At 73.4% G+C, this 26,601-nt stretch carries 17 protein-coding genes, 3 tRNA genes and 2 pseudogenes; 16 read left to right on the top strand and 6 right to left on the bottom strand.

Annotated elements, in window-relative coordinates:
• Nucleotides 1–693 (bottom strand): HAMP domain-containing protein (locus TU31_RS07055; RefSeq protein WP_245698466.1); only part of this gene is annotated, 693 nt, incomplete at its 3' end.
• 342 nt (nucleotides 694–1,035) lie between these two features.
• Between TU31_RS07055 and TU31_RS07050 the strand changes: the two genes are divergently transcribed.
• Complete coding sequence (locus TU31_RS07050) at nucleotides 1,036–2,859, top strand: SpoIIE family protein phosphatase (RefSeq protein WP_078885594.1); 1,824 nt, start codon at nucleotides 1,036–1,038, stop codon at nucleotides 2,857–2,859.
• 44 nt (nucleotides 2,860–2,903) lie between these two features.
• Here the strand turns inward: TU31_RS07050 and TU31_RS07045 are convergent, their stop codons facing one another.
• Complete coding sequence (locus tag TU31_RS07045; protein ID WP_042150756.1) at nucleotides 2,904–3,149, bottom strand: hypothetical protein; 246 nt, start codon at nucleotides 3,147–3,149, stop codon at nucleotides 2,904–2,906.
• A gap of 342 nt (nucleotides 3,150–3,491) precedes the next feature.
• On the opposite strand from TU31_RS07045, the gene TU31_RS07040 reads away from it, so the two are divergent.
• Nucleotides 3,492–5,141, top strand: a complete 1,650-nt coding sequence (locus tag TU31_RS07040; RefSeq protein ID WP_042150754.1) for a long-chain fatty acid--CoA ligase — start codon at nucleotides 3,492–3,494, stop codon at nucleotides 5,139–5,141.
• 43 nt (nucleotides 5,142–5,184) lie between these two features.
• Here the strand turns inward: TU31_RS07040 and TU31_RS07035 are convergent, their stop codons facing one another.
• Together TU31_RS07035 and TU31_RS40435 are read right to left on the bottom strand one after the other, a co-directional pair.
• Nucleotides 5,185–9,522 (bottom strand): PAS domain-containing protein, encoded by a 4,338-nt coding sequence (locus tag TU31_RS07035; RefSeq protein ID WP_042150752.1) that lies wholly within the window; start codon nucleotides 9,520–9,522, stop codon nucleotides 5,185–5,187.
• Between the two features lie 193 nt (nucleotides 9,523–9,715).
• Nucleotides 9,716–10,603 (bottom strand): SSI family serine proteinase inhibitor, encoded by an 888-nt coding sequence (locus TU31_RS40435; RefSeq protein ID WP_306304252.1) that lies wholly within the window; start codon nucleotides 10,601–10,603, stop codon nucleotides 9,716–9,718.
• A 240-nt stretch (nucleotides 10,604–10,843) separates the two neighbouring features.
• On the opposite strand from TU31_RS40435, the gene TU31_RS07025 reads away from it, so the two are divergent.
• From TU31_RS07025 to TU31_RS07000, 7 genes and pseudogenes are all read left to right on the top strand, one after another.
• Nucleotides 10,844–10,934: transfer RNA gene (locus TU31_RS07025), tRNA-Ser, on the top strand.
• A gap of 451 nt (nucleotides 10,935–11,385) precedes the next feature.
• Nucleotides 11,386–11,652, top strand: coding sequence for a hypothetical protein (locus TU31_RS07020; protein WP_052718839.1), 267 nt, complete (start codon nucleotides 11,386–11,388; stop codon nucleotides 11,650–11,652).
• A 133-nt stretch (nucleotides 11,653–11,785) separates the two neighbouring features.
• Nucleotides 11,786–11,858 (top strand) — tRNA-Arg (locus TU31_RS07015).
• 559 nt (nucleotides 11,859–12,417) lie between these two features.
• Entirely contained in the window at nucleotides 12,418–12,819 is a 402-nt protein-coding gene (locus TU31_RS07010; protein ID WP_042150750.1) for an effector-associated constant component EACC1, read from the top strand.
• A gap of 2 nt (nucleotides 12,820–12,821) precedes the next feature.
• Nucleotides 12,822–13,493, top strand: a pseudogene (locus TU31_RS40760) (caspase family protein); the annotation flags it as partial.
• 795 nt (nucleotides 13,494–14,288) lie between these two features.
• Nucleotides 14,289–14,483: pseudogene (locus TU31_RS40755) on the top strand (hypothetical protein); the annotation flags it as partial.
• Between the two features lie 96 nt (nucleotides 14,484–14,579).
• A tRNA-Met gene (locus TU31_RS07000) sits at nucleotides 14,580–14,653 on the top strand.
• Nucleotides 14,654–14,713: 60 nt separating this feature from the next.
• Here TU31_RS07000 and TU31_RS06995 read toward each other — a convergent pair.
• Nucleotides 14,714–15,514: an NAD(P)H-dependent oxidoreductase gene (locus TU31_RS06995; protein ID WP_042150747.1), complete on the bottom strand. Its 801-nt coding sequence runs from the start codon at nucleotides 15,512–15,514 to the stop codon at nucleotides 14,714–14,716.
• A 44-nt stretch (nucleotides 15,515–15,558) separates the two neighbouring features.
• Here TU31_RS06995 and TU31_RS06990 point away from each other — a divergent pair, with 44 nt between their 5' ends.
• The 3 genes from TU31_RS06990 (at nucleotide 15,559) to TU31_RS06980 (ending at nucleotide 19,057) form a co-directional block, all read left to right on the top strand.
• Nucleotides 15,559–16,659, top strand: coding sequence for a GlxA family transcriptional regulator (locus tag TU31_RS06990; protein WP_370682706.1), 1,101 nt, complete (start codon nucleotides 15,559–15,561; stop codon nucleotides 16,657–16,659).
• A gap of 333 nt (nucleotides 16,660–16,992) precedes the next feature.
• The gene (locus tag TU31_RS06985; RefSeq protein ID WP_042150742.1) at nucleotides 16,993–17,934 is read left to right on the top strand and encodes a DUF2797 domain-containing protein; all 942 of its coding nucleotides are present in this window, start codon (nucleotides 16,993–16,995) and stop codon (nucleotides 17,932–17,934) included.
• Between the two features lie 247 nt (nucleotides 17,935–18,181).
• Nucleotides 18,182–19,057, top strand: a complete 876-nt coding sequence (locus TU31_RS06980; RefSeq protein ID WP_042150740.1) for an amidohydrolase family protein — start codon at nucleotides 18,182–18,184, stop codon at nucleotides 19,055–19,057.
• 31 nt (nucleotides 19,058–19,088) lie between these two features.
• On the opposite strand, the gene TU31_RS06975 is transcribed toward TU31_RS06980, so the two are convergent.
• Nucleotides 19,089–19,640: an NADPH-dependent FMN reductase gene (locus tag TU31_RS06975; RefSeq protein WP_042150738.1), complete on the bottom strand. Its 552-nt coding sequence runs from the start codon at nucleotides 19,638–19,640 to the stop codon at nucleotides 19,089–19,091.
• 572 nt (nucleotides 19,641–20,212) lie between these two features.
• Between TU31_RS06975 and TU31_RS06970 the strand changes: the two genes are divergently transcribed.
• The 4 genes from TU31_RS06970 (at nucleotide 20,213) to TU31_RS06955 (ending at nucleotide 26,571) form a co-directional block, all read left to right on the top strand.
• Complete coding sequence (locus TU31_RS06970; RefSeq protein WP_078885592.1) at nucleotides 20,213–21,004, top strand: response regulator transcription factor; 792 nt, start codon at nucleotides 20,213–20,215, stop codon at nucleotides 21,002–21,004.
• Nucleotides 21,005–21,261: 257 nt separating this feature from the next.
• Nucleotides 21,262–22,749 carry a sensor histidine kinase gene (locus TU31_RS06965; RefSeq protein ID WP_042150733.1) on the top strand — a complete coding sequence of 496 codons (1,488 nt, stop codon included), beginning with the start codon at nucleotides 21,262–21,264 and terminating at the stop codon, nucleotides 22,747–22,749.
• A gap of 157 nt (nucleotides 22,750–22,906) precedes the next feature.
• Nucleotides 22,907–24,226: a bifunctional glycosyltransferase family 2/GtrA family protein gene (locus TU31_RS06960; RefSeq protein WP_042150731.1), complete on the top strand. Its 1,320-nt coding sequence runs from the start codon at nucleotides 22,907–22,909 to the stop codon at nucleotides 24,224–24,226.
• On the top strand, nucleotides 24,223–26,571 hold the full coding sequence (locus tag TU31_RS06955) for an ArnT family glycosyltransferase (protein WP_042150728.1): 2,349 nt from the start codon (nucleotides 24,223–24,225) through the stop codon (nucleotides 26,569–26,571). Before TU31_RS06960 ends, TU31_RS06955 begins: the two co-directional genes overlap by 4 nt.
• The last annotated feature ends 30 nt before the right edge of the window (nucleotides 26,572–26,601 follow it).

Raw genomic sequence — 26,601 nt, 5'->3', positions numbered from 1 at the left:
CGCCCGCAGCTGGTCCACCATCTTGTTGACGGTGAGCTTCAGCTCCAGCAGCTCGCCGGTCGCCTCGACCGTCACCTGCTGGGTCAGGTCGCCGGTGGCCACCGCGGTGGTGACCACGGCGATGTCCCGCACCTGCGCCGTCAGCCGGGACGCCATGGTGTTGACCGCCTCGGTCACATGCAGCCAGTCACCGGACAGCCCCTGGACCTTGGCCCGGCCGCCCAGCCGCCCCTCGGTGCCGACCTCGCGGGCGACCCGGGTGACCTCGCCGGTGAACAGCGACAACTGGTCGACCATGCGGTTGACGCCGTTGCCCAGGCGGCGCAGATCGCCGCGGAGCTGGCGGTTGCCGTCGTGCAGATCGACCCGCTGGGTCAGATCGCCGTCGGCCACCGCGTCCAGCACCCGGGTGGCCTTGGCGAGCGGGACCACCAGCGCTTCGAGCACGGTGTTGGCCGCCTCGATGTTCGTCGTCCAGGTCCCCTGGCCGGGGCTCGCGGAGATCCGCTCGTCCAGCCGCCCCTGCCGGATGATCTCGCCGCGGACGCGTTGCAGCTCGGAGGCGAGATGGGCGTTGCGGGCGATGATCTGGTTGAAGACGCCGGCCATGTCGGCCAGCACCCCGTCCGTGGAGCCGCCGGCCGGCGAGCTCTCCACACGCGTGGTGAAATCCCCGTCGCGCACCGCGTTCATCGCCGCGAGCAGCGGCCGCAGCTCACTCGTGCGTACCCACTGGCCGTCGGGCGGGGGCGCGGGCGGCACGGGCCGGACGTACCCGGCGGGCTCGGACTGCTCGGACGACGGCTCGGGCGGTTCGGAGGGCTTGGCGGGCTGCGCGGGCTCGGGAGGCTCGGGCCGGGCGGGGTCGAGCGCCATGGCACACCATCCCCCAGTGATCGAAGCGGGGAAATCCCATCGGGCAGAGTGATCCATTTGGGCAGGTATGACATAGTATAAAGCGCTCGTAATCACTTTTTCCCGGCATATCCAGGGGGCGCAGTGGTGCCGCTGTCCTCCCCGCACACGACGGAATCCGTGTCCCGGAAAGGTCTGCCCGCGAACCAGCTCGCGGCCGCCGGCGCACGCAAGTTCGTGCGCGCCCTGCTCACCGAACGGGCCGCCGCGCCGTCCGCCACCGCAGGGCCCGGCTCGGCGGCGATCAATGCGGAGCTCATCCACGATGCCGTCCTGCTGACCAGCGAGCTGGTCACCAATGCCGTGATGTACGCCGGTACCGAGATCGATGTGACCTGCCGGCTGGAGCACGACCAGGAGCCCGCCGAGGGCGACGGGGAACGCCGCCCGGCCAAGCTGGGCCTGGTCATGGAGGTCTCCGACCGCCATCCGGCCCGGCGGGTACGCGGCGGGGTGGACGCCCGCACCGGCGAGCCGGGATACGGCCTCCAGCTGGTGGGCGCGCTGGCGGAATCGTGGGGCGTGACCTACCGCAAGTCGGTGAAGACCGTGTGGTTCCGGCTGGAGGCGACCGAGGGCGAGCCCGGCACGATCGGCTCCGTGTCCCGGCCCGAGTCGCGCGCCGTCGCGCCTCCCCGGCCGGCCCAGCCCGTCGCCCAGCGCCGCCATACGCACGGCTACGCCGCCGAATGGGCCGACCGCGGCGGCCCGTCCTTCCTCGCCGAGACCAGCGAACTGCTGGCCGGGCAGCTCGACCAGGACATGGTCACCGCGCTCGCCGCCCAGCTGCTGGTGCCCCGGCTCGCCGACTGGTGCGCGATCTGGCTGACCACCGAAAGCGGCACGATGCAGCTCTCCCGGGTCTGGCACGTCGATGAGCGGCGGATCGCCCCGCTCCGCGCCGACCTGGAGGTGGACCCGCCGGCCGACCTCATCCGCACCGCCGGGACCCCCTGGCCCTGGCCGGAATGCGCCGGCGCGACCTCCTCGGGCGGGTCCGCGCTGGCCTTCCCCCTGGTCGCCCGGGACACCGACCAGGGCATGCTGCTGCTCGGCCGGGCGGGACACCTCCAGATGACCGACACCGTGGTGCGGATGGTCGAGGATGTCGCCCGCCGCGTCGCCCAGGCCGTGTTCACCGCCCGGCAGTACACCCGGCAGACCACCATCAGCCTGGCGCTCCAGCGGCGGCAGCTGCCCGCGACGCTCGCCAGCATTCCCGGCGTCGACACGGCGATCGTCTACGAGCCGCACGGCGAGGGCCAGACCGTCGGCGGCGACTTCTACGACGTCTTCCCGATGGGCGACCGGCGCTGGTGCTTCCTGCTCGGCGACGTCCAGGGCAAGGACCCGGAGGCGATGTCCGTCACCGGCCTGGCCCGCCATCTGGTGCGGCTGCTGGCCCGTGAGGGGCACGGCGTCGAGTCGGTGCTCGGCAGGCTGAATCTGGCCATGGCCGAGGAGAGCGCGGAGGCGGTGGAGCTCGGCGGCGAACAGGCCAGCTCCCGCTTTCTGAGCCTGCTGTACGGCGAGCTGGAGGTCGATCCGGGCACCGCCGGGGCCCGCTGTACGGTCGCCACCGCCGGCCATCCGCCGCCGCTGCACATGTTCGTCGACGGCCGGGTCGAGGCGGCCTCCGACCCCCAGATGCTGCTCGGCATCGACGAGGGCACCGAATTCCAGGCCAGCTCCTTCACCCTCGCCCCGGGGGAGACGCTGCTGTGTGTGACCGACGGGGTCACCGAACGCCGCTGCGGCAACTGGCAGCTGGACGACAACGACGGTCTGATCGAGGTGCTGCGGGACGGAACCGGCCTGGGCGCCAAGGCCCTCGCCGAGCATGTCCGGCGCGCCGCACACGACTTCGGCACCGGCCCGGTCGAGGACGATCTGTCGGTGCTGGTCCTCCAGGCGGTGACCCCGGTGGCCGATCGGCGCCCGTGAGCGGCCGGCCGGCCCGCCGGTGGCCGGCGGTCAGCGCCGTGGCATCACCGCCCGCCGCCGGCCTGGGTGGCCACCGGCCGCCCGCCACCGGAGATCACGCCCCCGCCCAGCCCGGCGACGGTGTCCAACTGCCCGCCGAACAGCGGGCGGCCGAGGGAGGGGCCGTCGACAGCGGCCCGCGGGGCCGGGGCGGCCGTGGGCGCCGCCTGAGCGGTGCCGCAGGCGAGGACACCGACACCGACACCGCCCAGGGCGGCAAGGACGAGGCAACGACCGAGGTGGGGGCGCATAAGACGCTCCTGTCAGAAGAGGAAACCGGGAAAACCGGACGCTCGTCAGCGTGCTGCTCCGTCCGGACACCGCACAAGCAACGTGCCGTAAGGGCCATCCCTCCGGGTGAACGACGGCTGCCTGGCCTTTGACCTGGGGGAACGGGGGAGGGGCCGCCGGGCGGGGCGGCGGCGCCGGAAAACTGCCGGGCGGGCCGCGGCGGCCCGCCCCGTGCCCGCCCCGCTCCCGGCCATATGCCTCCATGAGCGGGCAAGAACACACGCCAGGGGGCGTGACATACCAAGCGGTATGCGTCGACAATCTCAGCACCATTACCCGCCCGTACACAGCGGAGGCACCCGGTGCTCAGCACGATGCAGGACGTACCGCTCACCGTCTCGCGAATCCTGACCCACGGGTCGACGGTTCACGGTGAATCGCAGGTCATCACCTGGACCGAGGGGGACCCGCACCGGCGCACCTTCGCCGAGATCGGCCGCCGGGCCGCCCGGCTCGCCCATGCGCTGCGTGACGAGCTGTCGGTGGCCGGCGAGGAACGGGTCGGCACGCTCATGTGGAACAACGCGGAACACATGGAGGCCTATCTCGCGATCCCCTCCATGGGGGCGGTGCTGCACACCCTCAATCTGCGGCTGCCCGCCGAGCAGCTGGTGTGGATCATCAACCACGCCGAGGACCGGGTCGTGCTCGTCAACGGCACCCTGCTCCCGCTGCTCGCCCCGCTGCTCCCGCAGCTGCCGAACCTCCGTCACATCGTCGTCGCGGGCCCCGGCGACCGGTCGGTCCTCGACGGCGCGCAGGCCCGGGTGCACGACTACGAAGAGCTGATCGCCGGCCGCCCGGACAGCTACGCCTGGCCGGAGATCGACGAGCGGGAGGCCGCGGCGCTCTGCTACACCTCCGGGACCACCGGCGACCCCAAGGGCGTCCTCTACAGCCACCGTTCGCTCTATCTGCACTCGATGCAGGTCAACACCGCCGAGGCGTTCGCGCTCAGCTCCCGCGACATCACCCTGCCCGTCGTGCCGATGTTCCACGTCAACGCCTGGGGCCTGCCGCACGCCGCGTTCATGGCCGGCGCCTCGCTGCTGATGCCGGACCGCTTCCTCCAGCCCGCGCCGCTCGCCGAGATGATCGAGACCGTCCGGCCCACCATCGGCGCCGCCGTCCCCACCATCTGGCAGGGCCTGCTCGCCGAACTGGACGCCAAGCAGCGGGACGTCGCCTGTCTGCACACGGTCGTCATCGGCGGCTCCGCCTGCCCGCCCGCCCTGATGCGCGGCTTCGAGGAGCGGCACGGCATCCGCGTCGTGCACGCCTGGGGCATGACCGAGACCTCCCCGCTCGGCAGCGTCTCCCACCCGCCGGCCGGGGTCAGCGGCGACGAGGAGTGGGCCTACCGCGCCACCCAGGGCCGGTTCCCCGCCTCCGTGGAAGCCCGGCTGATCGGCCCGGACGGCGAGCAACTGCCCTGTGACGGCCGGGCCGCGGGCGAGCTGGAGGTCCGCGGGCCGTGGATCGCGGGCGCCTACTACGGCGGCGCGCAGGGCCACCCGCTGCGCCCCGAGGACAAGTTCAGCCCCGACGGCTGGCTGCGCACCGGCGATGTCGGCACCATCACCCCGAACGGCTATCTCACGCTGACCGACCGCGCCAAGGACGTCATCAAGTCCGGCGGCGAATGGATCTCCTCGGTCGAGCTGGAGAACCATCTGATGGCGCACCCGCATGTGGTCGAGGCCGCGGTGGTCGCCGTCCCGGACGACAAGTGGGGCGAGCGGCCACTGGCGACGGTGGTGCTCAACGACGGCGCGACCATCGGCTACGAGGAGCTGAAGGCGTTCCTCGGTGAGCGGATCGCGCGCTGGCAGCTGCCGGAGCGGTGGGCGGTGATCCCGGCGGTGCCCAAGACCAGCGTGGGCAAGTTCGACAAGAAGGTGCTGCGCAAGCAGTACGCGGAGGGCGAGCTGGACGTGACGCTGCTGGCGTAGGACACCCTGCGGTGGGGCCCGGCGGTCCGGGCCCCACCACGGGTCAGTTCGTGCCGATCTTGGCGAGCAGGTCGACGATCCGGCTCTGCACCTCGGCGCTCGTGGAGCGCTCCGCCAGGAAGAGCACCGTCTCGCCGGCCGCCAGCCGGGGCAGCTGCGCCGGGTCCATGTCGGCGGAGGTGTAGACGACCAGCGGCGTGTGGTCGAGCAGCCCGTTGGCGCGCAGCCAGTCGACGATGCCGGCCCGCCGGCGCCGCACCTGCATCAGATCCATCACGACCAGATTCGGCCGCATCTGCGTCGCGAGAGTGACCGCGTCGGCATCCGCGCCGGCCCGGGCGACCTGCATCCCGCGCCGCTCCAGCGACATGGTCAGGGCGCCCGCGATGTCGTCGTTCTGCTCGATCAGCAGCACCCGCGGCGGGTGCACGTCACTGTCGCGCGGGGCCAGCGCTTTGAGCAGCACGGCCGGGTCGGCACCGTACGCGGCCTCCCGGGTGGCCTGCCCCAGACCGGCGGTCACCAGGACGGGGACCTCGGCCGCGCCCGCCGCCTGACGCAGCGACTGAAGCGCGGTACGGGTGATCGGCCCCGTCAGCGGGTCGACGAAGAGCGCCGCCGGATACGCGGCGATCTGGGCGTCCACCTCCTCGCGGGAGTTGACGATCACCGGGCGGTAGCCGCGGTCGCTCAGCGCCTGCTGGGTGGCGACATCCGGGGCCGGCCAGACCAGCAGCCGGCGCGGATTGTCCAGCGGCTCCGGCGGCAACTCGTCGTCCATCGGCATCGGCTGACGGTCCATCACCTCTATGGCGCCGTTCGGGCCGTCCAGCGGCTCGGGGCCCTCGCTGCCCTCATCGGGCGCGGAGATCGCAAAGGCCCGGCCCTCACTGGCATCCATCAGATGCGGCTGCGGCTGCGGCTGGGACTGCGGCGGGGCCGGAGCCTGCGGCTTGGGCTGCGGGACACCGGGGTGCGCGGGCGCCTCGGCCGGCGTGGGCTCGGCGCCCGCCGCGCGCCGGTCCTCCTGCGGCGCGGCGAGCTTGCGGCGGCGGCCCGAACCGGCGGACGTACCGCCCGGCGGGGTGCTGCCGGGCGGTGCCGGCGGGCGCTGCTGATCGGCGATCTGCTGGGCGAACGGCACACCCTGACCGAGCGTCCGCACGCTGAACGCCCGCCCCTGGGAGTGCCCCGCGGCATACCCGTCGTCCTCGGCGGCCGGCGGCAGCGGCTGCCGGTGCGCCGCCGCGGCGGGCCCGCCCTGCGGCGGCACGGGCGGCCGGCCCGCGGCCTCCTCGGCGGGGCTGGGACGGCCCCGGCGACGGCCGGTGGGGGCCTGGGGGCTCTGCGGGTCCTGAGGCGCGACGGGAGCGGGGGACGGCTGCGGCGCGGCGGGCGCCTGCGGGGCACCGGCCTCCGGCGCGGGGGCGATACCGGGCGTCGTGCCACCGGCCGTACCCGTCGCCTCGACCGGTTCGGTGGGCTGCGCCACGAGCCCCTCCGGGCCCGCGACAAAGGTGCCGGACGACTCGGCGTCGGCCATCGCGGCGGCCGCACGCTCCTCGGCCGCGGCCCGTCGGGCCCGCCGTCTGCCGGTCGGCTCGCCGTCCCACTCCCCTTGCGGTGCACCGGAGCTGACGGGCCCTTCGGGCTCGTGCCCCGGCTGCCCGCCGGGTACCGCCGCGTCCGGGCCACCGGCCACCGGCCGACGCGCCCGGCGGCGTCCCGTACCGGCGCCCTCCTGCGGACCGGCCGACTGCGCGGGCACCTGGTCGGCGGTCGCGGGCAGCGCCGGCACCGACGACTCCGGGGTCCGGTCCGCGGCGGCCAGCGGCAGCGCGAAGGCGGTACGCGCACCGGCCGGCTGCTGTGCCCCGGAGGCCGCGGCCGCCCCGTTCCGCTCACCCGGGACGGTCCGCTCCGGCGCCTCGGCCAGCGCCCGGCGCGCCCGTCGGCCACCCGCCTGGACGGGGGCGAGCCCCTGGGGGCCCGGGGGCGGTGTCTGGCCGGGGCCCGTGGCCTGCCCCGGAACATGCGGCCGGCCCGGCGCCGGAGTCTGCCCCGGAGCCGGGCTCTGAACTGGAATCTGCGGGCTCGGCCGGCCGGGCGCCGAGGCCGGCACCGGGGCCGCCCCGTTGGCTGACGGCGCCGCGGGCCCCTGCGGACCGGCCGCCGGCCCCTGGTCCTGCGGTCCCTGGCCCTGCGGTCCTGCCGCGAGCCCGTGCGGCTGCTCCGGAGCCGGGCTCGCCCCGGAGGGAAGGGCGGGCAGTCCGCCGCCCTCCGTCGCGCCCTGCCGGGCCCGGCGCCGTCCCGTCGGCGGTACGGCCTCGGCCCCCGCCATACCGGGCGGCAGCCCCCGGCCGTCCGTGACCGGGCCGCCCTGGGCACCGTGCACGGCGTCCCCCTGACCGGGATGCGCGCCCGGACCGTGGTCCACCGCTCCCGGGCCGGTCGCACCCTGCGCGCCCTCGGCGACAACACCGTGCGGCACACCGGCCTGCGGCACCCCGGCCTCCGGGCCGCCCGGATGCGCGCCCTGCTCCGCACCCGAGTGCCGCGCCCGCCGGCGACCGGTCGGCTGCGCCCCGCCCGTCTGCTCCGGCACCGCCGCGCCGGCCGCGGCCCCACCGCCACCGAGCGGCGCACCGGACCCGTCGGAACCGCCCGGCCCACCGTCACCACCGGACGGCCCCTCGCCGCCCTCGTGTCCTTCGTCGTCCGGCCCCTGGCCGCCGCCGGCCGCGCCCGCGTCCGCCGCGTTGCCCTGGGTGCCGCGCGCACGGGCCGCCGGTACCGGCATCACCGTCGTCTCGTTGCCGGTCGCCGCGTCAGCCCCGGCCGTCGCACCATCCGGGGAGGCGCCGTCCCCCGCCACCGGCAGCTCCAGCACATACGCGCTGCCGCCCGCGCCGGGTCCGCCACCGGGCACCTCGTGCGTCTGCATCAGCCCGCCGTGCTGCCGCACGATGCCGCGGACGATCGGCTCATGAACCGGGTCGCCGCCACCGTACGGGCCGCGCACCTCGATCCGTACGACATCACCGCGCTTGGCCGCCGCCACCACGATCGTCGAATCGCCGGGGACCGGCCCCGAACGCCCGCCCATGGCGGCCTCACCGGCCGGCATCCGCCCCGTCGAATCGACCCCCGCGACATCCGCGATCAGATGCGACAGCGCCTGCGCGATCCGCTCCGCGTCGACCGTCGCCTCTATCGGCGGCGCATGCACCGCGAACTGCGCCCGGCCCGGACCGATCAGCTCGATCGCGCCCTCCACACCGGCCGCGACCACACCGTCCAGCGAAACCTTCGTGCGGTTGAGCTTCTCCTTGCCGGAGTCCAGCCGCTGATAGCTCAGGACGTTGTCCACCAGCGTCGTCATCCGGGCATGGCCCGCCGCGAGGTGGTGCAGGATCTGGTTCGCCTCGGGCCACAGCTGCCCGGCCGGGTCGGACGCGAGCGTGCCCAGCTCGCCCTTCAGCTCCTCCAGCGGCCCGCGCAGCGCCTGGTCGAGCACCGCCAGCAGCTGGGCGTGCCGGGCCGCCAGCGCGTCGAACGCCCGGCGGTCGGTGAAGGTCATCACCGCGCCGACGAGCTGATCGCCGTCCCGCACCGGCGCCGTCGTCAGATCGACGGACACCGCCCGTCCGTCCTTCGCCCACAGCGCCTGCCCACGCACCCGGTGCTTGCGCCCCGACTTCAGCGTGTCGGCCAGCGGGGTGTCCTCCCACGGCAGCGCCGAACCGTCCGCCCGCGAGTGGTGGATCAGCGGATGCAGCTCCTTGCCGCCCAGCTCACTCGCCCGGTAGCCGAGGATCTGCGCCGCGGACGGATTGACGAGCACGACCTTGCCGTCGGCGTCGACCCCGACCACACCCTCGGCCGCGGCCCGCAGAATCATCTCGGTCTGCCGCTGCTGACGGGCCAGCTCGGTCTCGGTGTCCAGCGTCCCGGTCAGATCACGGACGACGAGCATCAGCAGCTCATTGCCCGTATAGCCATTCCGGTGATCGGCGTACGCCGCCTCGAAGGCCGACTCGTACGGGGTCCGCCCGTCCTCCAGATTGGCGCTGGTCACCTCGACCAGCAGCTCCGTCCCGTCCGTCCGCCGCGCGACCATCCGCGTCGGCTTCGTCCGGGTCCGTTCCTCCTCCTCGTCCCGGCGTCGCATGGACCCCGGGATGCGCTTGGAGTCGAAGGACGGCAGCAGATCGAGCAGCCCGCGCCCCACCAGGGCCGTGCCCGGCGCCTCGAAGGTCTCCAGCGCGATGGTGTTGGCGTTGACGACCGTGCCGTTGCAGTTGACGAGCAACAGCGCGTCGGGGAGGGCGTCGAGTATGGCTGCGAGGCGAGCAGCGCCTCGGGATGGCCTGCTGCTCACGACGACGCTTCCTCCCTGTTACCGCACCTTGCCGACCCACCGTGGCGGATCGCTGGGATGGAGTCTACGGGCACTTGCCCGGGACGCGGAGGCGGATGACGAGGAGGTAATGCCACGGCAGTGTGCGACTCGCCGCACGCCCGACATGTGCCCCATCGTCCTGACCTGGCCCGCTACTAGGGCATGAACCGGGTCATGAACCGGTCGACGGGAGCAGGGGTTCGAAGCTGCTCCAGCGGCTGATCTCACACCCATTGGTGCGCCGGAAATCCGCGTTGACGGGCCGCCCCGCCCAGGTCCCGGTGATATGCGCGGTGGCCGGACCGCCGTAAATCATCGTGCAGTTCGCCCCCTGCGGCACCGGCGCGAACGGATCCCGCCCCCACCGCGTCATCCCGTCCAGCTTCTTGCATGCCTCCTTGGCATGCGGGTGGTTGCCACGCGCGGGGTGGCAGTACAGCTCGAAGGTCCCGTCCGCCCCCGCCGAACCGGTGCCGTGCACGGTCACGGTGAGGTGATCGACGACGCCGGGGTAGGGGGCGTCGGGATCCTGGCCGGTGGGCGGGCGGTGGTCGGTCGGCGAGCGGTGGCCGTCCGGGGCGCGGTGGTCGGCCGGGGCGTGGTTGACCGGGGCGTGGTGGTTCTCCGGGGCGGGTTGACCGGCCGTGGAGTGGTGACCGGCTGCGGAGTGGTGACCGGTCGTGGAGTGGTGACCGGCTGCGGAGTGGTGGCCGGTCGTGGAGTGGTGACCGGCCGCGGAGTGGTGGCCGACCGGGAGGGGGCGGCCGACCGGGAGGGGCTTGGGGGTGGGGGCGTGGTGCCCGGCGCCGATGACGCCGTCCCCGGACCGGACGTGCGGCAGCGGGATGGGGGCGGCCACCGCGGCGGGCGCCGCCAGGGCCAGCACAGCGGCGGCGGAGACGACGGACACGGCGGCGGAGGCCGCGGAAGCGGTGGCGGAGCGACGGGACGCGGCCGTGGTGGCGCTCGTGGCGGTGGAGAGACGGGACACGGCCGTGGTCGCGGCCGTGGCGGTGGTGGCGGCCGCGGTGAGGAAGGACGACATCCGGCGATACGGCATCACAGGCTCCAGAGGCGAGTGCGGGGCGGTACGCGGCACGTACACGCCGGGGGCGCACGACAACGCGAGTCGTCGCGTCCCCGACACCTCTAACGCGCTGCCGCCCCCGACGTTGCGCTGCAAAAACGTCTTTGCCGGGTGGCCCACGCGCCTAGTACCGTAGGGGGCGATTGGTGACAGCCCTTGGAGCTGTGCCATCATCTGGACACGCCACAGCGTGCATGCGCGCGTGGGGTGTGTGGAGGCGTCGCCTAGTCCGGTCTATGGCGCCGCACTGCTAATGCGGTTTGGGGCTTACCCCCCATCGAGGGTTCAAATCCCTCCGCCTCCGCTCCTCTTCGTTCAGGCCCCGATCTTCCAAGATCGGGGCCTGAACGCGTTTCGGGGCGCCTTGGGGCGCCTCTGGGCGCGGGGCGGGGCCGGCCGGTCGGGCCGGACCTGGCTCGGCCGGGCATGACCGCGTGGTGGCCCTGCCAGGTGAGCGCGCGCGGGACGACGGGATCTTCCCTACGAGATCCCCAGGCTGCCTGCTTTCCCCTCGCTTCCCCTCGCTGCCTCGTCGGTCGCTGGGGCGGCGGCGCCGGTCGGGTGACTGGGGGCCCGGTGGTGCGGCGTCCGGGGTGGTGCGGGGCCCGGGGTGGTGCGGCGTCCGGCGGGGGCGCCTGCCGGGCGGCCGAGGTTCTCGGTGGCCGACGGCGCGGGCGGGCTGCCGGCCCGCGCCGCGTCCGGGAGGCCATCGCCCTGCACACCACCCCGGAACCCTCAGTCACCCAACCCTGGAAGTGGCCCTCGTCACAGTCGACGTCGAACCTGACGTCCCCGGAATTGCCTACGAGGCCCTCCCCGCGGAAATGCGCGAGGCCCTCGTCACCGCCAACCGCGCCCCGACTTCAGGCGCCGCATCCTCCGCGCCTTCCGTGCCGGCCCGGCCCGCCACCCCCAGGCCCGCCTTCGGCAATGCGAACGCCGATGCCCAGGGCCACTGCGAAGACCACTACACCCGCCCGAACTTCGTCCGGATCATCGAGGACTCCCCTTGGCCCGAGTGACCCCCCAATCCCCGTCGCAAGGGCGTTTCCGCAGGTCAGAGGGGTTACGGGCAATGGATTTCGCCTCACGCCGCAGGTCATGTAATGTTGTTCCCGCAACGCCGACCGGCAAGAAAAACCGCCGGAAAGCCAAGCGCTCGTAGCTTAACGGATAGAGCATCTGACTACGGATCAGAAGGTTGCAGGTTCGAATCCTGCCGAGCGCACAGCAAGCGAGAGGCCCCGTCGAGAAATCGACGGGGCCTCTGGCGTTTGTGTTGACGGGCGGGCGGTGACGCCGGGGCGGGCAGGCGGGGCCGGTGACTGGTGCTCAGTCTTTGTTTCGCGAGGCGAGTTCTTCCCCCCACCCCTGTACCCACCCCTGCCCCCTCCCCCGAAGGGGGAGGAGGGGGGCGGGGGAGCAGCGAGGGGTGCTGCGTGGGGGCAGTGAGGGTTGCCGTGACCGGGCGGTAGGGGGGTGGGGCGTCGCGGGGCCCAGCTGGTGGCCAGTCCTGCGGAAACCCCGTGATCTCGGGGTTGTGCCGGCCCGGGGAAGACCTGGTGGGTGTGGCGTCTGCCGGGCGTGTGGAAGCCCCGTGGTTGTGGGGTTGCGTGGCGTTGGGGAAGCCCCCGGTGGCTTTGGGGTGGCGCCGGGCGTGGGGAAACCCGTTGCTATTGGTGTTGCTCCAGGTCTGGGGAAAACCCGTGGCCTTGGGGGGCGGGCCTGGGGAAAACCCCGTCGGGGTGGGGGGTGCGCTTCTATGGTGTGGGGTGGGAGTGGTGGCGATGGAAGGGGCCGGGTGGGTGGAGGTCAATCTGTCGTTCGGGGGAGGGGCGGAGGATGCCGAGGGAGCGGTGTCGTTGTACCGGTGGCTGGTGGCCGAGCCTGAGTTGCGGGGGCAGGTGCGGGTTTCGCTCGGGTCGGGGCAGCCGGAGCCGGGGCACATGGGCGGGGGGCTGGATCTCGTCAATGTCGTGGTCGCCAACAGCATTGCTCTGGGCAGCCTGATCACCGCTGTGGCCACCTGGCGGGGCTCGCGACCCCGGCCGCCACAGGTCCGGCTGGAACGGGACGGTGTGGTGGTGACGCTGCACGACAGCTCTCCCGAGGCGGTCGAGCAGATTCTGCGGGTCTGGAACGAGAGCGGTGCGCCCGCTCCGGTGGCGGCGGACGGAGACAGCGAGTAGCCGTGGCCGTCTTGTCGGACCCGGCCCGCTCGGAGGCCGTATTGGTGGGCGTCCATGACTACGTCAACCTGGAGAAGCTGCCCGCGGTCGCCAGGAATCTGGCCGGGCTGCGGGAGGCGCTGACCGATCCCGCGGTGTGGGGACTGCCCGCCGAGGCATGCACGGTGCTCTCGCAACCCGGCAGTGCCGGGCAGGTGCTGGACACGGTGCGGGACCGGGCCCGTAAGGCCCAGGACACCCTGTTCATCTACTACGCCGGGCACGGGCTCACGGATCCGCACACCGACGAGCTCTATCTCGCCCTGCCCGATTCGGACCGCGAACGCGAGTACACCTCGCTGCGGTACGAGTATCTGCGGCGGGCGGTGCTGGATCCGCAGGCGGGCGCCCGGCGGACCGTGGTGATCCTCGACTGTTGTTACAGCGGACGTGCGCTGCTCGGGCGGATGAGTGCCAGCGCGCACATCGCGGACCAGGCGATTGTCGAGGGGACCTGCCTGCTGACGGCCTCCGCCGAGACCCGGCCCGCGCTGTCGCCGCCCGGGGAGACCTATACGGCGTTCACCGGCGAGCTGATCGCGACGCTGACCGAGGGCATTCCGGACCGGCCCGATCCGCTCGACATGGACACCCTCTACCGGCATCTTCGCGGGCGGCTGGCGAGCAGGTCCCGGCCGGTGCCCCAGCAGCGCAACCGCAATACCGGTGGCCGTATCGCGATCGCCCGCAACCGGGCCGTATCGGACGGGGCAGCGCCGTACGGGGCCGCGCCCGACCCGGCGAGCCTGGCCGACCGGCAGAGCGAAGCCGAGCAGCGGCTCGCGGAGATGGAGCGGCGGGCGGAGCTGTTACGCCTGGAGACCGAGGCGCTGCGGCAGGAGGCGGAGCGCCGCGCCCTGCAGACGGTGGAGACCGCGCAGCGGCTGGCGAACGCGCTGGCCGCCTCCCCGGACCGGGCTGTCCAGCCGTTCTGGTTCGCCGTGCCGGCCACCCGCCCGTTCATGGGACAGGACGGTTCGCTGGAGCCGGTGGGGGAGTTGGTGCCGGGCACCTGGTACCTCGCCGTCGAGCAGCGGGGCAAGGCTCTCGTCGTGCAGACCGCGGAGGGTCGCCGGGGGCTGCTGCTCGACGCGGACGGCATCGAGCGTGGGTATTACGTGGACTACGGGGCGGCGGAGGATCCGGGCTTCGAGCCGTTCTGGTTCGCGGTCCCGGTGGCTCGCGAGATGGTGAGCGAGGACGGTTCGCCGGAGTCGGTGGCGGAACTGGTGCCGGGTGTCTGGTACCTCGCCATCGGGCAGAGCGACGGGGCCCTCGTCGCGCGGACCGAGGACGGTCGCAGGGGGCTGCTGCGCGATAGGGACGGCATCCAGCGCGGGGGCAGTGACGTGGCGGAGAGCCATGCCCGGCAGACCCTGCGCAAGGCCGAACGCATGGCCGGTGCCGTGGTGTCCGACCCGGAGCCGGGTTTCCAGCCGTTCTGGTTCGCCGTGCCGGTGGCTCGCGAGATGGTGAGCGAGGACGGTTCGCTGGAGCCGGTGGCGGAGTTGGTGCCAGGCACTTGGTACCTCGCCGTCGAGCAGCGGGGGCCGGCGCTGCTCGCGCAGTGTGCGGACGGACGCCGGGGGTTGTTGCTCGACACCGACGGCATTCAGCGGGGCTGAGCGCCGGGGGCGGCCGGGTATCGGCCCCCCGGGGGCGGGACCGTCGGAAAACGATTAGGTATTGCCGGGGGAGTCGCGTAGTGTTCATTTCACCGACGCGGGGTGGAGCAGCTCGGTAGCTCGCTGGGCTCATAACCCAGAGGTCGCAGGTTCAAATCCTGTCCCCGCTACTGACGCCGCAGGCCCGGTGGAATCACTTCCACCGGGCCTGCGGCTTTTGTGCGTGTGATTCAGCCGTGGACCGGGGGCGGCGGGGCCGTGTAGTGGACGGCCGGGCCGGTGCGGGGCGGGGGCAGCCGGGCCAGGTCGGGGTGGAGCAGGAGCTCGTCGTCGTAGTCGCCGCTGTTCTGGTGGCGGAACGGGAGCGGCTCGGTGGTGGGAAGCGTGCGCAGGCGCTCGCGCAGCCGGGTGGCGGCGGTCGCGTAGGCGGTCGGGGTGGTGCGGTCCGCACCGGGGATCAGAAGGGGCGGGACGACGGACATCCCCGTGTACCAGAGGGTGCCGTGCTGGAGGGGGAAGAGGAGGTCGTTGAGGTCTCCGTTGACGCCGCGCGGGCCGAGGGTGGCGGCGCGGGCGCCGGCGGTGGTGATGACCATGGCGCGCTTGCCGGTGAGTTCGCCGTCACCGTAGCGCTGGGGGCGGCCGGTGACCGGGTCGGTGATGCCGAAGGCGAAGCCCTTGACGAAGACGCGGTCGAACCAGCCCTTGAGGATGGCGGGCATCCCGTACCACCAGAGGGGGAACTGGACGATCAAGGTGTCGGCCCAGTCGAGCTTGTCCTGTTCGGCACGGATGTCGGGGGCCAAGTGGCCGTCCGTATAGGCGCGTTCGGAGGCCTCGCCGATGAGCAGGCGGTCGGCCGGGTCGTGGCCGTAGTCGGCGGCGTCGACCACCGGGTTCCACTTCATGGCGTACAGGTCGGAGACGCGGTGTTGGTGGCCCTGGGCGTCGAGGGCGCGGAGGCCCTCGTCCTTGAGGGCGCCGCTCAGGGAGCGCGGGTCGGGGTGGGCGAACAGCCAGAGGACCTTCATGTCCACCACTCTCCGCGGGAGCGGGGCGCCGAACGAGTGGCCCGATGGACATAGTGTGCAAGGATCGGGCCATGGGTGTAGTGGAGAGCGGAAGCGGTGGCGGGGGCAGGGGTGAGGCCCGGCAGGTGCGGGCCGTTCCGGGGGGCGCGTCACGGCAGCGGGTGGCGGTGCTGGTGCGGGACGGGATGCTGCCGATCGAGGTGGGCATCGTGCACCGGATCTTCGGGGAGGCCCGGTCGGCGTCCGGGGAGCGGCTGTACGAGCTGGTGACCTGCGCGTTGGAGCCCGGTGAGGTGCGGACGGACACGGACTTCACGGTGAACGTCGCGCACGGGCCGGAGGTGCTGGCGGAGGCCGACACCGTGGTCGTACCGGCGTCCGGGGCGGACTACGACCTGGGGGCGGAGCGGAGCGCCGGGCGGCTGAGTCCGGCGATGGCCGACGCGCTGGGCCGGATTCGGCCGGGGACCCGGATCGCGTCGATCTGCACGGGCGCGTTCGTGCTGGCCGCGGCCGGGCTGTTGGACGGGCGGCGGGCGACCACCCACTGGCGGTCGGTGGAGGACTTCCGCCGGTTGTTCCCGGCCGTCGAGCTGGACGCGGATGTGCTGTACACGGACGAGGGCGAGGTGCTGACGGCGGCCGGGGTCGCCTCCGGGATCGATCTGTGTCTGCACATGGTCCGGTGCGATCACGGGGCGGCGGTGGCCAACGACGTGGCGCGGCGGACGGTCGTGCCGCCCCATCGGGAGGGCGGGCAGGCACAGTACATCCGGCGGCCGGTGCCGGAGCCGCAGATCTCGTCCACCGGGGTGGCGCGGGCCTGGGCGCTGGAGCACCTGGACCGTCCGCTGAGCCTGCGGGAGCTGGCGGCGCGGGAGGCGATGAGCGTACGGACCTTCACCCGGCGGTTCCGGGAGGAGGTCGGTATCTCGCCGCTCCAGTGGCTGACACAGCAACGGATCGAGCGGGCCCGGCAGTTGCTGGAGGAGACGGAGCTGACCGTGGACCGGATCGCGGCCGAGGCGGGCTTCGGGACGGCGGCCTCGCTGCGGCAGCATCTCCAGTCGGCGCTGGGAGTGTCGCCGCGGGCGTATCGGAGCACGTTTCGGGGGCCTGGCGGTGGGGGCGGGCTGGTGGCTTGAGGGGGAGTCGGGGAGGGACTTGTCGGGCTGAGGGGGGGGCGGTGGGCTGGGGGGAGTCGGCGGCCTGGGGGAGGTGAGGGGGCGCGGGGCCGGGCCTGGCCCCGGGCGGGTGCTGGGGCGCGCGTGAGTGTGCTGCGGGCCGGGCGGGGTGGGCGTACGGGGCCCGGGGCAGGCCGGCTGTGGGCGGGTGGCGTTGTCAGTGGGTGGTCGTACGCTGGCGGTGTGTGGCGATGTACGGGACCGCGCTGGTCGGGCGGCGGGCCGGGGTCGGGGCCGGCGGGGCGGTTCGGACAGCGGCTCGGCTGGTATTGCGCCGAGCGGGGCGAGGAGCGGATGAGCCCGCTCCCCGCGGGCAAGCCGCTGGCCTTCGCCGCGCAGGGCGAGCGGCTGTGTCTGGGGGTGCGGCGGGCCGGCCGCTGGATCGTGTGCCCGTATGGGGCGGTGCTCGACGGGGCGAGTGCCAAGGACCAGTGCGCGCGGTGCGCCCAGTTGGACCGGTCGCGTTCGGTGGCCGCGGACACCATGGCCGACGATCCGCGGCCGTACGGGGTCTATCTCGCGTACTTCGGTCCCGGGCTGCTCAAGGTGGGGATCACGGCCGCCGAGCGCGGACCGGCCCGGCTGGTGGAGCAGGGGGCGGTGGCGTACGCATGGCTGGGGCGGGGGCCGTTGATGGCGGCGCGGCGGGCGGAGGCGCTGCTGGGGAGTGCGCTGGCGGTGCCCGACCGGTTCACGAAGGCGGCCAAGCGGGCGGCGCGCGGGGCGCTGCCCCCGGTACCGGACCGGGCCGCCGAGCTGGCTCAACTGCATCGCACGGCACGGGAGTTGGCGGGCTGGCCGGAGACCCTGGAGCCGGTGGAGTTCGCCTGCGCAGACCATACGGAGCTGTTCGGGCTCGACCGGATTCCGGGTGAGGTGGCGGAGCTGGGCGGGATGACGGCCGGGGCGGAGATCGTGGGGGAGGTGCTGACCGGGGTGGGGGCTGATGTGTATCTGCGGTTGGCGGGAGAAGGGGGCGGGGGCGGATCTGGGGAGGTTGGCGGGGCCGCTAACGGGGGCGGGGAGCGGGCGGGGGCCGGTGGGTTCGGTGCGGGTGCGGGTGCGGGTGCAGGTGCAGGGGGGGCAGGCGTGGTTGCGGTGATGGATGCGCGGTTGCTGTCCGGCTGGGTGTTGGGGGCCGCTGAGGGGCGGGTGACGACGGTGGCGGTACGGGCCGCGGGCCGCGGGGCGGGAGAACGGGAGCGGGAGGGTGCGGAGCAGGAGGGGTTGTTCTGAGGGGGACTACGGGCCGGCTTGGTGGGGGTCGGCCGCCGGGGCCGAGTCGGTCGCATTGTTCGGTGTGTGCCGCGGGTGTTCCATAGGGGAGCCGCCGGATCGGTCCTCTGCGTAAGGGGCGGGTCGGGCCGGGTCGTGCAGGTCGGGGCCGTAGGGGCGAGGCCGTAGTGGTCGCGGGGCTGTAGTGGTCGCGAGGCCGTAGTGGTCGCGAGGCCGTAGTGGTGGAACCGTAAGGGAGGGGCCTGGCGTGGCGGACGGGGATGAGCGGGTCGGCGCGTTCTGGCGGGAGTTGGGGCTGCCGGGGCTGATCGATGTGCATACGCACTTCATGCCCGAGCGGGTGATGGCGAAGGTCTGGGCGTACTTCGACGCGGCCGGTCCGCTGGTGGGCCGGGTGTGGCCGATCACGTACCGGTTCGAGGAGGACGAGCGGCTGGCGGTGCTGCGCGGCTTCGGCGTACGCGCCTTCACCTCGATGATCTATCCGCACAAGCCGGGGATGGCGCGGTGGCTGAACGGCTGGGCGGCCGACTTCGCGTCCCGTACGCCGGACTGCCTGCGGACCGCGACGTTCTTCCCGGAGGACGGCGCCGCGGAGTATGTGCGCGCCGAACTGGCCGACGGGGCACGGGTTTTCAAGGCGCATGTGCAGGTGGGCGGGTACGACCCGGCCGATGCGCTGCTCGACCCGGTGTGGGGAGCCCTCGCGGAGGCCGGGGTGCCGGTCGTGATCCACTGCGGCTCGGGCCCGGCGCCGGGCAAGCACACCGGGCCCGAGCCGATCGCCCGGCTGCTGGCCCGCCACCCCCGGTTGCGGCTGATCATCGCGCACATGGGAATGCCGGAGTACGCCGACTTCCTGGACCTCGCGCAGCGCTATCCGGGCGTGCACCTCGATACGACCATGGCGTTCACGGACTTCGCCGAGCGGATCGCGCCGTTCCCGCGGACGGAGCGCGGCCGGCTCAGGGACCTCGGCGAGCGGGTGCTGTTCGGCAGCGACTTCCCCAACATCCCCTACGGGTACGCACATGCGCTGGAGGTGCTCACCGGGCTGGAGCTGGGGGAGGACTGGCTGCGTGGGGTCTGCTACGGGAACGCGGCGCGGTTGTTCGGCGTGTGAGCGGCCGGGCGGGCGCTGCGGGCCGCCGCCTTCATGGTGTGGTGAGCGGGGCGGCGGTTGCGGCCGCGGCCAGATGAGCCATGGCCACGCCCAGATCGGTGAGGGTGGCCTCGTCCGTCACCCGTTCCGTAGTGGGGTCGACCTTCGGGCCGATGGCGGGGATTTCGCGGCAGGCCGCCGTCACCACCTCACCGGACATCGTGCGCAGGACCTCGCGCAGCTGGGCATTGGCGTGGTCACCGCCGGTGGGGAATGGCGAGGCGGTGATCACGGCGACCGGTTTGCTGACGCATTCGCCGCTGCTGACCAGCCAATCGAGGGCGTTCTTGAGGACACCGGGGACTCCATGCGCGTATTCGGGGCTGACCACGAGCAGGGCGTCGGCGGTCGCTGCGGCGGTGCGCAGGGCGGCGACCGGGGCCGGGGGTGTGGCGCCCTCGCCGTCCAGATCGGGGTTGAAATGCGGGAGCGCGCCGATGTCCGCGGTGGTGGCCGGACCGTCCCAGAAGGTGAGCGCGGAGCGCAGCACCGCACCGTTGGAGGAGCGCGCCCGCAGGCTGCCGGAGAGGGCGAGGAGTCTCATGCCGGCGACGGTACGCGGCGGCGTCCGTACGCGGTCGGCGCCGGTACGCGGTCGGGGGCGGGGTGGGCCGGAAGGCCGGGCGGCCCACGCGGGTGGGCCGGAGAGGCTGCGGAGAGGGCGGCGGAGGGCTCTCGCGGCAGCTCTCCGCGGCCGTCAAGGCAAGGAAAGTGCTGGTCAGGCCGATTGTCAGTGGCAGGTGCGATGCTTAAGAAGTGGTGATCGACCTGGACCGCGCGGGGGGCGGCCCAGGTCGGTCCACGGACGGCCGGCAGATACCGACTCGCGGCAGCCGAGGGGTCGTTGGGCGCTGACGGCTGACGGCTGACGGCTGACGGCTGACGGCTGACGGCTGACGGCTGACGGCTGACGGCTGACGGCTGAGGCCGTTGGTGGCTGCTGGCTGCTGGCTGCTGGCTGCTGGCTGCTGGCTGCTGGCTGGTGGTGGGGAAGGGGTGGGGTGGGGCGGGGGCCCCGGGGCCGGGGGGAGGGGGAAGAGAAAGCATGGCGGATTCTCAGGAGATTCACAGAAAGGCGCAAGGGAGCTCTCACGGGGGCGGGTCAAGCTCCGGAGCATGACCGTGACTTCCTCGTCCTCAGCGTCGTTTCGTCTGCCGGCTCCGGCGTCGTCCTCCAGGGGTGCGCCGGGGAAGCAGCCGGAGCTGTTGCGGGCCGACGGGAGCCCCGTGCGGGTGCTGGTCGTGGACGACGAGACCTCGCTCGCCGATCTGCTGTCGCTCGCGCTGCGCTACGAGGGCTGGGACATCCGCGCGGAGGGGGACGGCGCCGGTGCGCTGCGCTGTGCCCGTAGTTGGCGGCCGGATGCGGTGCTGCTTGACGTCATGCTGCCGGATATGGACGGGCTGACGGTGCTCGGGCGGCTGCGGCGGGAACTTCCGGATGTGCCGGTGCTGTTCCTGACCGCCAAGGACGCGGTCGAGGACCGGATCGCCGGGCTGACGGCGGGCGGCGACGACTACGTCACCAAGCCGTTCAGCCTGGAAGAGGTGGTGGCCAGGCTGCGGGGGCTGCTGCGCCGGGCCGGTGCGGCCGCCGCACGGAGCGAATCGCGGCTGACGGTCGGCGATCTGGTGCTCGACGAGGACAGCCACGAGGTGTGGCGGGACGGCCAGGAGATTCATCTGACGGCCACCGAGTTCGAGCTGCTGCGCTATCTGATGCGCAATCCGCGGCGGGTGCTGAGCAAGACCCAAATCCTCGACCGGGTCTGGAGCTATGACTTCGGCGGCCAGGCCAATGTCGTGGAGCTGTACATCTCGTATCTGCGGCGGAAGATCGACGTGGGGCGGACGCCGATGATTCACACCCGGCGGGGCGCGGGCTATCTGATCAAGCCGGGCGGGTAGCGGGCGTGAGCGGGAAGCCCGCCACGGCGCCCGAGGACCCCGACCGGCCCGGGCACCCCGACCGGCGCGACCGCTCCGACCGCCCCGACCGGCGCGACCACCCCGACCAGCGCCGACCCCACCAGCCCCCCGAGCCGTCCACCTTGCCGGAGCACCCCGACCACCCCAACCACCCCGACCACCCCGGCCCCCCGCCCCCGCCGAAAGCCCCCCGGCCCCCCGCCCCCCGTCGCCGATGGTCCCTCCGGACCCGTCTCGTGGTGTCCGCGGTGGCCCTGATCGCCGTCGTCGGGGCCGTCATCGGGACGGTGACGTCCATTGCCCTGTACTCCTATATGCAGGGGCAGTTGGACCGGCAGGTGCACGAATTCGTGATGCGCGCCCAAATGCCGCGCCCCCATGATCCGAGGCTTCCCCGGGGCGACCTGGACTTTGTGGCGATGGCGGGTCAGCCCCTCGGAGCGGTGGGGGCGCGGATCGGGTCCGGGGGGACGGCCGAGGCCGGAGCGAAACTGACCAACCCCACCGGCCGGCTGCCCGAGGAGCGGCTGACGGGCCTGACCAAGGCGCAGGTCGCGGCGCTGAACAGGCTGCCGAGAGACGGCCGGTCACACACCGCCGAGCTGCCCGGACTCGGTGACTACCGGGTGGAGTCCGCCAAGGACGGCTCCCTGGTGCTCGGCCTGCCGCTCGCCGATGTGCAGAAGACCGTCGGCAGGCTCGTCCTCATCGAGGCGTGTGTGACGGCCGCCGGGCTGGCGGCCGTCGGGCTCGCGGGCTCCGCCATGGTCGGGATCGCGCTGCGGCCGCTGCGCCGGGTCGCCGCCACCGCCACCCGGGTCTCCGAACTCCCGCTCCACCAGGGCGATGTGGCGCTGCATGTCCGGGTCCCGGCGTCCGAGTCGGATGGGCGTACGGAGGTCGGGCAGGTCGGTGCGGCGCTGAACCGGATGCTGGGGCATGTCGGTTCGGCGCTCGCGGCCCGTCAGGAGAGCGAGACGCGGGTACGGCGGTTCGTCGCCGATGCCAGCCATGAGCTGCGTACCCCGCTCGCGTCGATCCGGGGTTACGCCGAGCTGACCCGCCGCGGGCGGGAGCAGCCGGGGCCGGAGACCCGGCACGCCCTGGGCCGGATCGAGTCGGAGGCGGAGCGGATGACGGGCCTGGTGGAGGATCTGCTGCTGCTCGCCCGGCTGGATTCCGGGCGTCCGCTCGCGTACGAACCCATCGATCTGTCACCGCTGGTGGTCGATGCGGTGAGCGATGCCCGGGTGGCCGGGGCCGGTCACCGGTGGCGGCTGGAACTGCCCGATGAGCCGGCGGTGGTGTACGGCGATGCCGGGCGGCTGCACCAGATACTGGTGAATCTGCTGGCCAATGCCCGTACGCATACGCCGGAGGGGACCACGGTGACCGCCAGGGTGCGGGCCGCCGCGGGAGCTGCCGCCGGTGGTGTCGGGGGCGTCCAGCTGGAGGTGCGGGACGACGGGCCGGGGATTCCGGCGGAGCTTCTCCCGCATGTCTTCGAGCGCTTCGCCCGGGGTGATGCCTCGCGTTCGCGTGCCGCCGGGAGCACCGGGCTCGGCCTCGCCATCGTGCAGGCGGTGGTGGCCGCGCACGGCGGTACGGTCCGGGTCGGCAGTGTGCCGGGGCGGACGGTCTTCACGGTGACGCTGCCGAGGGCGGCGGCCGCATCGAAGGCGTGCGATACGGCGGGAGGGACGGCGCCGGGCACCGGCCGATAAGACGCCCGCCACGAGCCGGGAGGAACCGGACGCGGGCCGGAAGGCACCGGTCAGGGCCGGGTTGGCGCGCTGGTCAGGGGCCGCGACCCCACCCACTCACAGCCCCACCACAGCCTCAGCACACCCCCATGACAGCCGGTCTGGCGAATGTCGTGGCATGACGACGACACCGCCGCCCCGCACCCCGCTGGGCTCCCTGCCACCACGCGAGCATCTGCGGCTCGGCCAGAGCGCGACCGTCCTCGATGTGGTGATCCCCGTTTACAACGAGGAGCGCGACCTCGAACCCTGTGTGCGGCGGCTGCGCGAGCACCTCGCCCGCACCTTCCCGTACGGCTTCCGGATCACCATCGCCGACAACGCGAGCACGGACCGTACGCCCGATGTCGCCGCCCGGCTCGACGAGGCGCTCGACGAGGTCACCGCGGTACGGCTGGAGCAGAAGGGGCGGGGGCGGGCGCTGCGCACCGTGTGGTCGCTGTCCGAAGCGCCGGTGCTGGCCTATATGGACGTCGATCTGTCCACCGACCTCAACGCGCTGCTGCCGCTGGTGGCGCCGCTGATCTCCGGGCACTCGGATCTGGCCATCGGCTCCCGGCTCAGCCGGAGCGCACGGGTGGTGCGGGGGCCGAAGCGGGAGTTCATCTCGCGGATGTACAACCTCATCCTGCGGGGCTCGCTCGCCGCACGGTTCTCCGACGCGCAGTGCGGGTTCAAGGCCATCCGCGGCGAGGTCGCCGAGCGGCTGCTGCCGATGGTCGAGGACAGCGGGTGGTTCTTCGACACCGAGCTGCTGGTGCTCGCGGAGCGGGCCGGGCTGCGGATCCATGAGGTGCCGGTGGACTGGATCGACGATCCCCACAGCACTGTGCACATCGTGCGCACGGCGGCCGAGGACCTCAAGGGCGTCTGGCGGGTGGGGCGGGCGCTGGCGACCGGCGGGCTGCCGCTGGACCGGCTGGCCCGGCCGTTCGGGGACGATCCGCGGGACCGTGAGCTGACCGGTGTGCCCGGTGGGCTGGCCCGTCAGCTGGTCGGCTTCTGTGTTGTCGGCGGGCTGAGCACCCTGCTCTACCTCGCTCTCTTCTCCCTCTTCCGCCTCGGGACGGGCGCTCAACCGGCCAATGCCGCCGCGCTGTTGATGTCGGCGCTCGCCAATACGGCCGCCAACCGGCGGCTGACTTTCGGGGTACGGGGCCGGGACCGGGCCGTCCGTCATCAGGCGCAGGGGCTGGTGGTCTTCGCCGTCGGACTGGTGCTGACCAGCGGCTCGCTCGCGGCCCTCGACGCCGCCGGGGGCACCGCCTCGCACGGCACCGAACTCGCGGTGCTGGTGTCCGCCAACCTCGCGGCCACGGTGCTGCGGTTTCTGCTCTTCCGCGTCTGGGTCTTCCCCGACCGCGAGCGCCGGGACGACCTCACCGTGACGCCGCACCCCTCGCACGACCGGAACGACCTCACCAGGAGCGCTCGATGACCCCGCAACCACGGCCCGGCACCCCGGCCCCGCCGCCGCCCGCCACACCGGAGGGCGCGACGGTGTCGCTCACCGGCCCCCGGACGCCCGTGGCACCGGAGCCGGCAGCCCGCTGGGAGCGGCCCGCACTGCTGGCGTTGTTGCTGGTCACGGCGGTTCTCTACCTCTGGAGCCTGTCCGCTTCCGGCTACGCCAACCAGTTCTACTCGGCCGCCGTACAGGCCGGCAGTGAGAGCTGGAAGGCATTCTTCTTCGGTTCGTCCGATGCGGCGAACTCCATCACCGTCGACAAGCCGCCGGCCGCGCTGTGGCCGATGGCGCTGTCCGTACGGCTCTTCGGGCTCAGCTCCTGGGCGGTCCTGGTGCCCGAGGCGCTGATGGGTGTGGCGGCCGTCGGGGTGCTCCACGGGGCCGTACGGCGGCGGTTCGGCGCGGGCGCGGGGCTGCTCGCGGGCGGGGCGCTGGCGGTGACGCCGGTCGCGGCCCTCATGTTCCGGTTCAACAACCCCGATGCGCTGCTGTGCCTGCTGATGGTCTGCGCGATCGCCTGCGTCCTGCGTGCCCTGGAAGCCGGCCGGACGAAGTGGCTGGTGCTGGCCGGGGTCTGCTTCGGGCTCGGGTTTCTCACCAAGACGCTCCAGGCGTGGCTGATCCTGCCGCCGCTCGCCGTCGTCTACGCCTGCTGTGCGCCGGTCGCGCTGCGCCGGCGGTTCGGTCAGCTGCTGCTCGCCGGGCTGGCGATCGTGGTGTCCGCCGGCTGGTGGGTGGCGCTCGTCGAACTGTGGCCGGCGGCCTCCCGCCCGTACATCGGCGGCTCACAGCACAACAGCTTCCTGGAGCTGACCTTCGGCTACAACGGCTTCGGGCGGATCACCGGCAACGAGACCGGCAGCGTCGGGGGCGGCGGCCGTCCCGGCGGCGGTGGCGGCGGCTGGGGGGAGACGGGCATCACCCGGCTGTTCTCGTCCGACATGGGCGGGCAGATCTCCTGGCTGCTGCCCGCGGCGCTGATCCTGCTGGTCGCGGCGGTGACGGTGCTGTGGCGGGCGCGGCGGGCGGTCGCCGCCGAACACGCCGGGCAGCGGGCGGAGTTCCTGGTCTGGGGCGGCGCGCTGCTGATGACCTTCGCGACCTTCAGCTTCATGTCCGGGATCTTCCACCAGTACTACAACATCGCGCTGGCCCCGTATATCGCGGCGCTGGTCGGGATGGGCGCGGCGCTGCTGTGGCGGCGCGGCGGACGGCTCGACGCATACGTCCTGGCCGGGACGGTGGCGGTGACCGCCGGATGGTCGTTCGTGCTGCTGAACCGCTCGCCGGACTGGCTGCCGTGGCTCCGCTGGACGGTGGCGGCGCTCGGCCTGCTGGCGGCGCTGGGTCTGCTGCCGGCGGTACGACGGGACGGAGCACCGGCGTTGGAGGAAGCACCGGCGTTGGAGGGAGCGCCGGCATCGGACGGAGCACTGGCATCGGACGGAGCCCGCGGGCCGGAGGGAGCGCCCGTATCGGGTGGCGCGCCGGCATCGGGTGACGCGCCTGCATCGGACGGCGCGCCTGCATCCGGGCCGGTATCGGGTGGTGCCCCCGTACGGGCGGGCCGGCGGATCGCGGTGCTGGCGGCAGGGCTCGCGGTGGTGACGGCGCTGGCCGGGCCGGTGGCGTACACGCTCAATACGGTCAACACGGCGAAGGGCGGCTCCATCGTCACGGCCGGTCCCTCGGTGCGGGGCACCATGGGCGGCCCCGGCGGCGGCTTCCCGGGCGGCCGGATGCCCGGCCGCATGGGCGGCGCACCGGGCGTCGGCCAGGGCGGGGCCGCGGGCCAGGCCCTTCCCCCGGGCCAAGGTGGCCAGGGCCGGATGCCGGGCGGCAAACAGGGCAACGGCCAGGCCGGCAAGCAGGGACAGTTCCCCGTGCCGGGCGCCCGGCCGGGCTTCCCCGGCGGCACGGGCGGCTTCGGTGAGCGCGGTGCCGGTCGGATGGGCGGTCTGCTCAACGGCAGCAAGGTGAGCGACCGGGCCAAGGCGCTGCTGGAGAAGGACGCGGACGACTACACCTGGGCCGCCGCGGCCATCGGCTCCCAGAACGCCGCCGGCTACCAACTGGCCACCGAGAAGCCGGTGATGGCGGTCGGCGGCTTCAACGGGAGCGACCCGTCGCCGACCCTCGCCCGGTTCAAGGAGTACGTCGCGGACGGGAAGATCCACTACTTCATCGCAGGCGGTCAGGGCGGCCCCGGCGGCGGCCGGGGCGGCTCGTCGCAGATCACGTCCTGGGTGGCGAAGACCTTCCAGAAGGTCACCGTCGGCAGCGCCACCTTCTACGACCTGACCCGGAAGGCGTGACGAGGGAGGACTGATCCGGTGGGGGCGCGC

The organism is Streptomyces lydicamycinicus (assembly GCF_000829715.2).
Classification (GTDB): Bacteria; Actinomycetota; Actinomycetes; order Streptomycetales; family Streptomycetaceae; genus Streptomyces; species Streptomyces lydicamycinicus.
The sequence above is the reverse complement of the archived record's forward strand: the minus strand, read 5'-3'. Positions and strand labels throughout refer to the sequence as shown.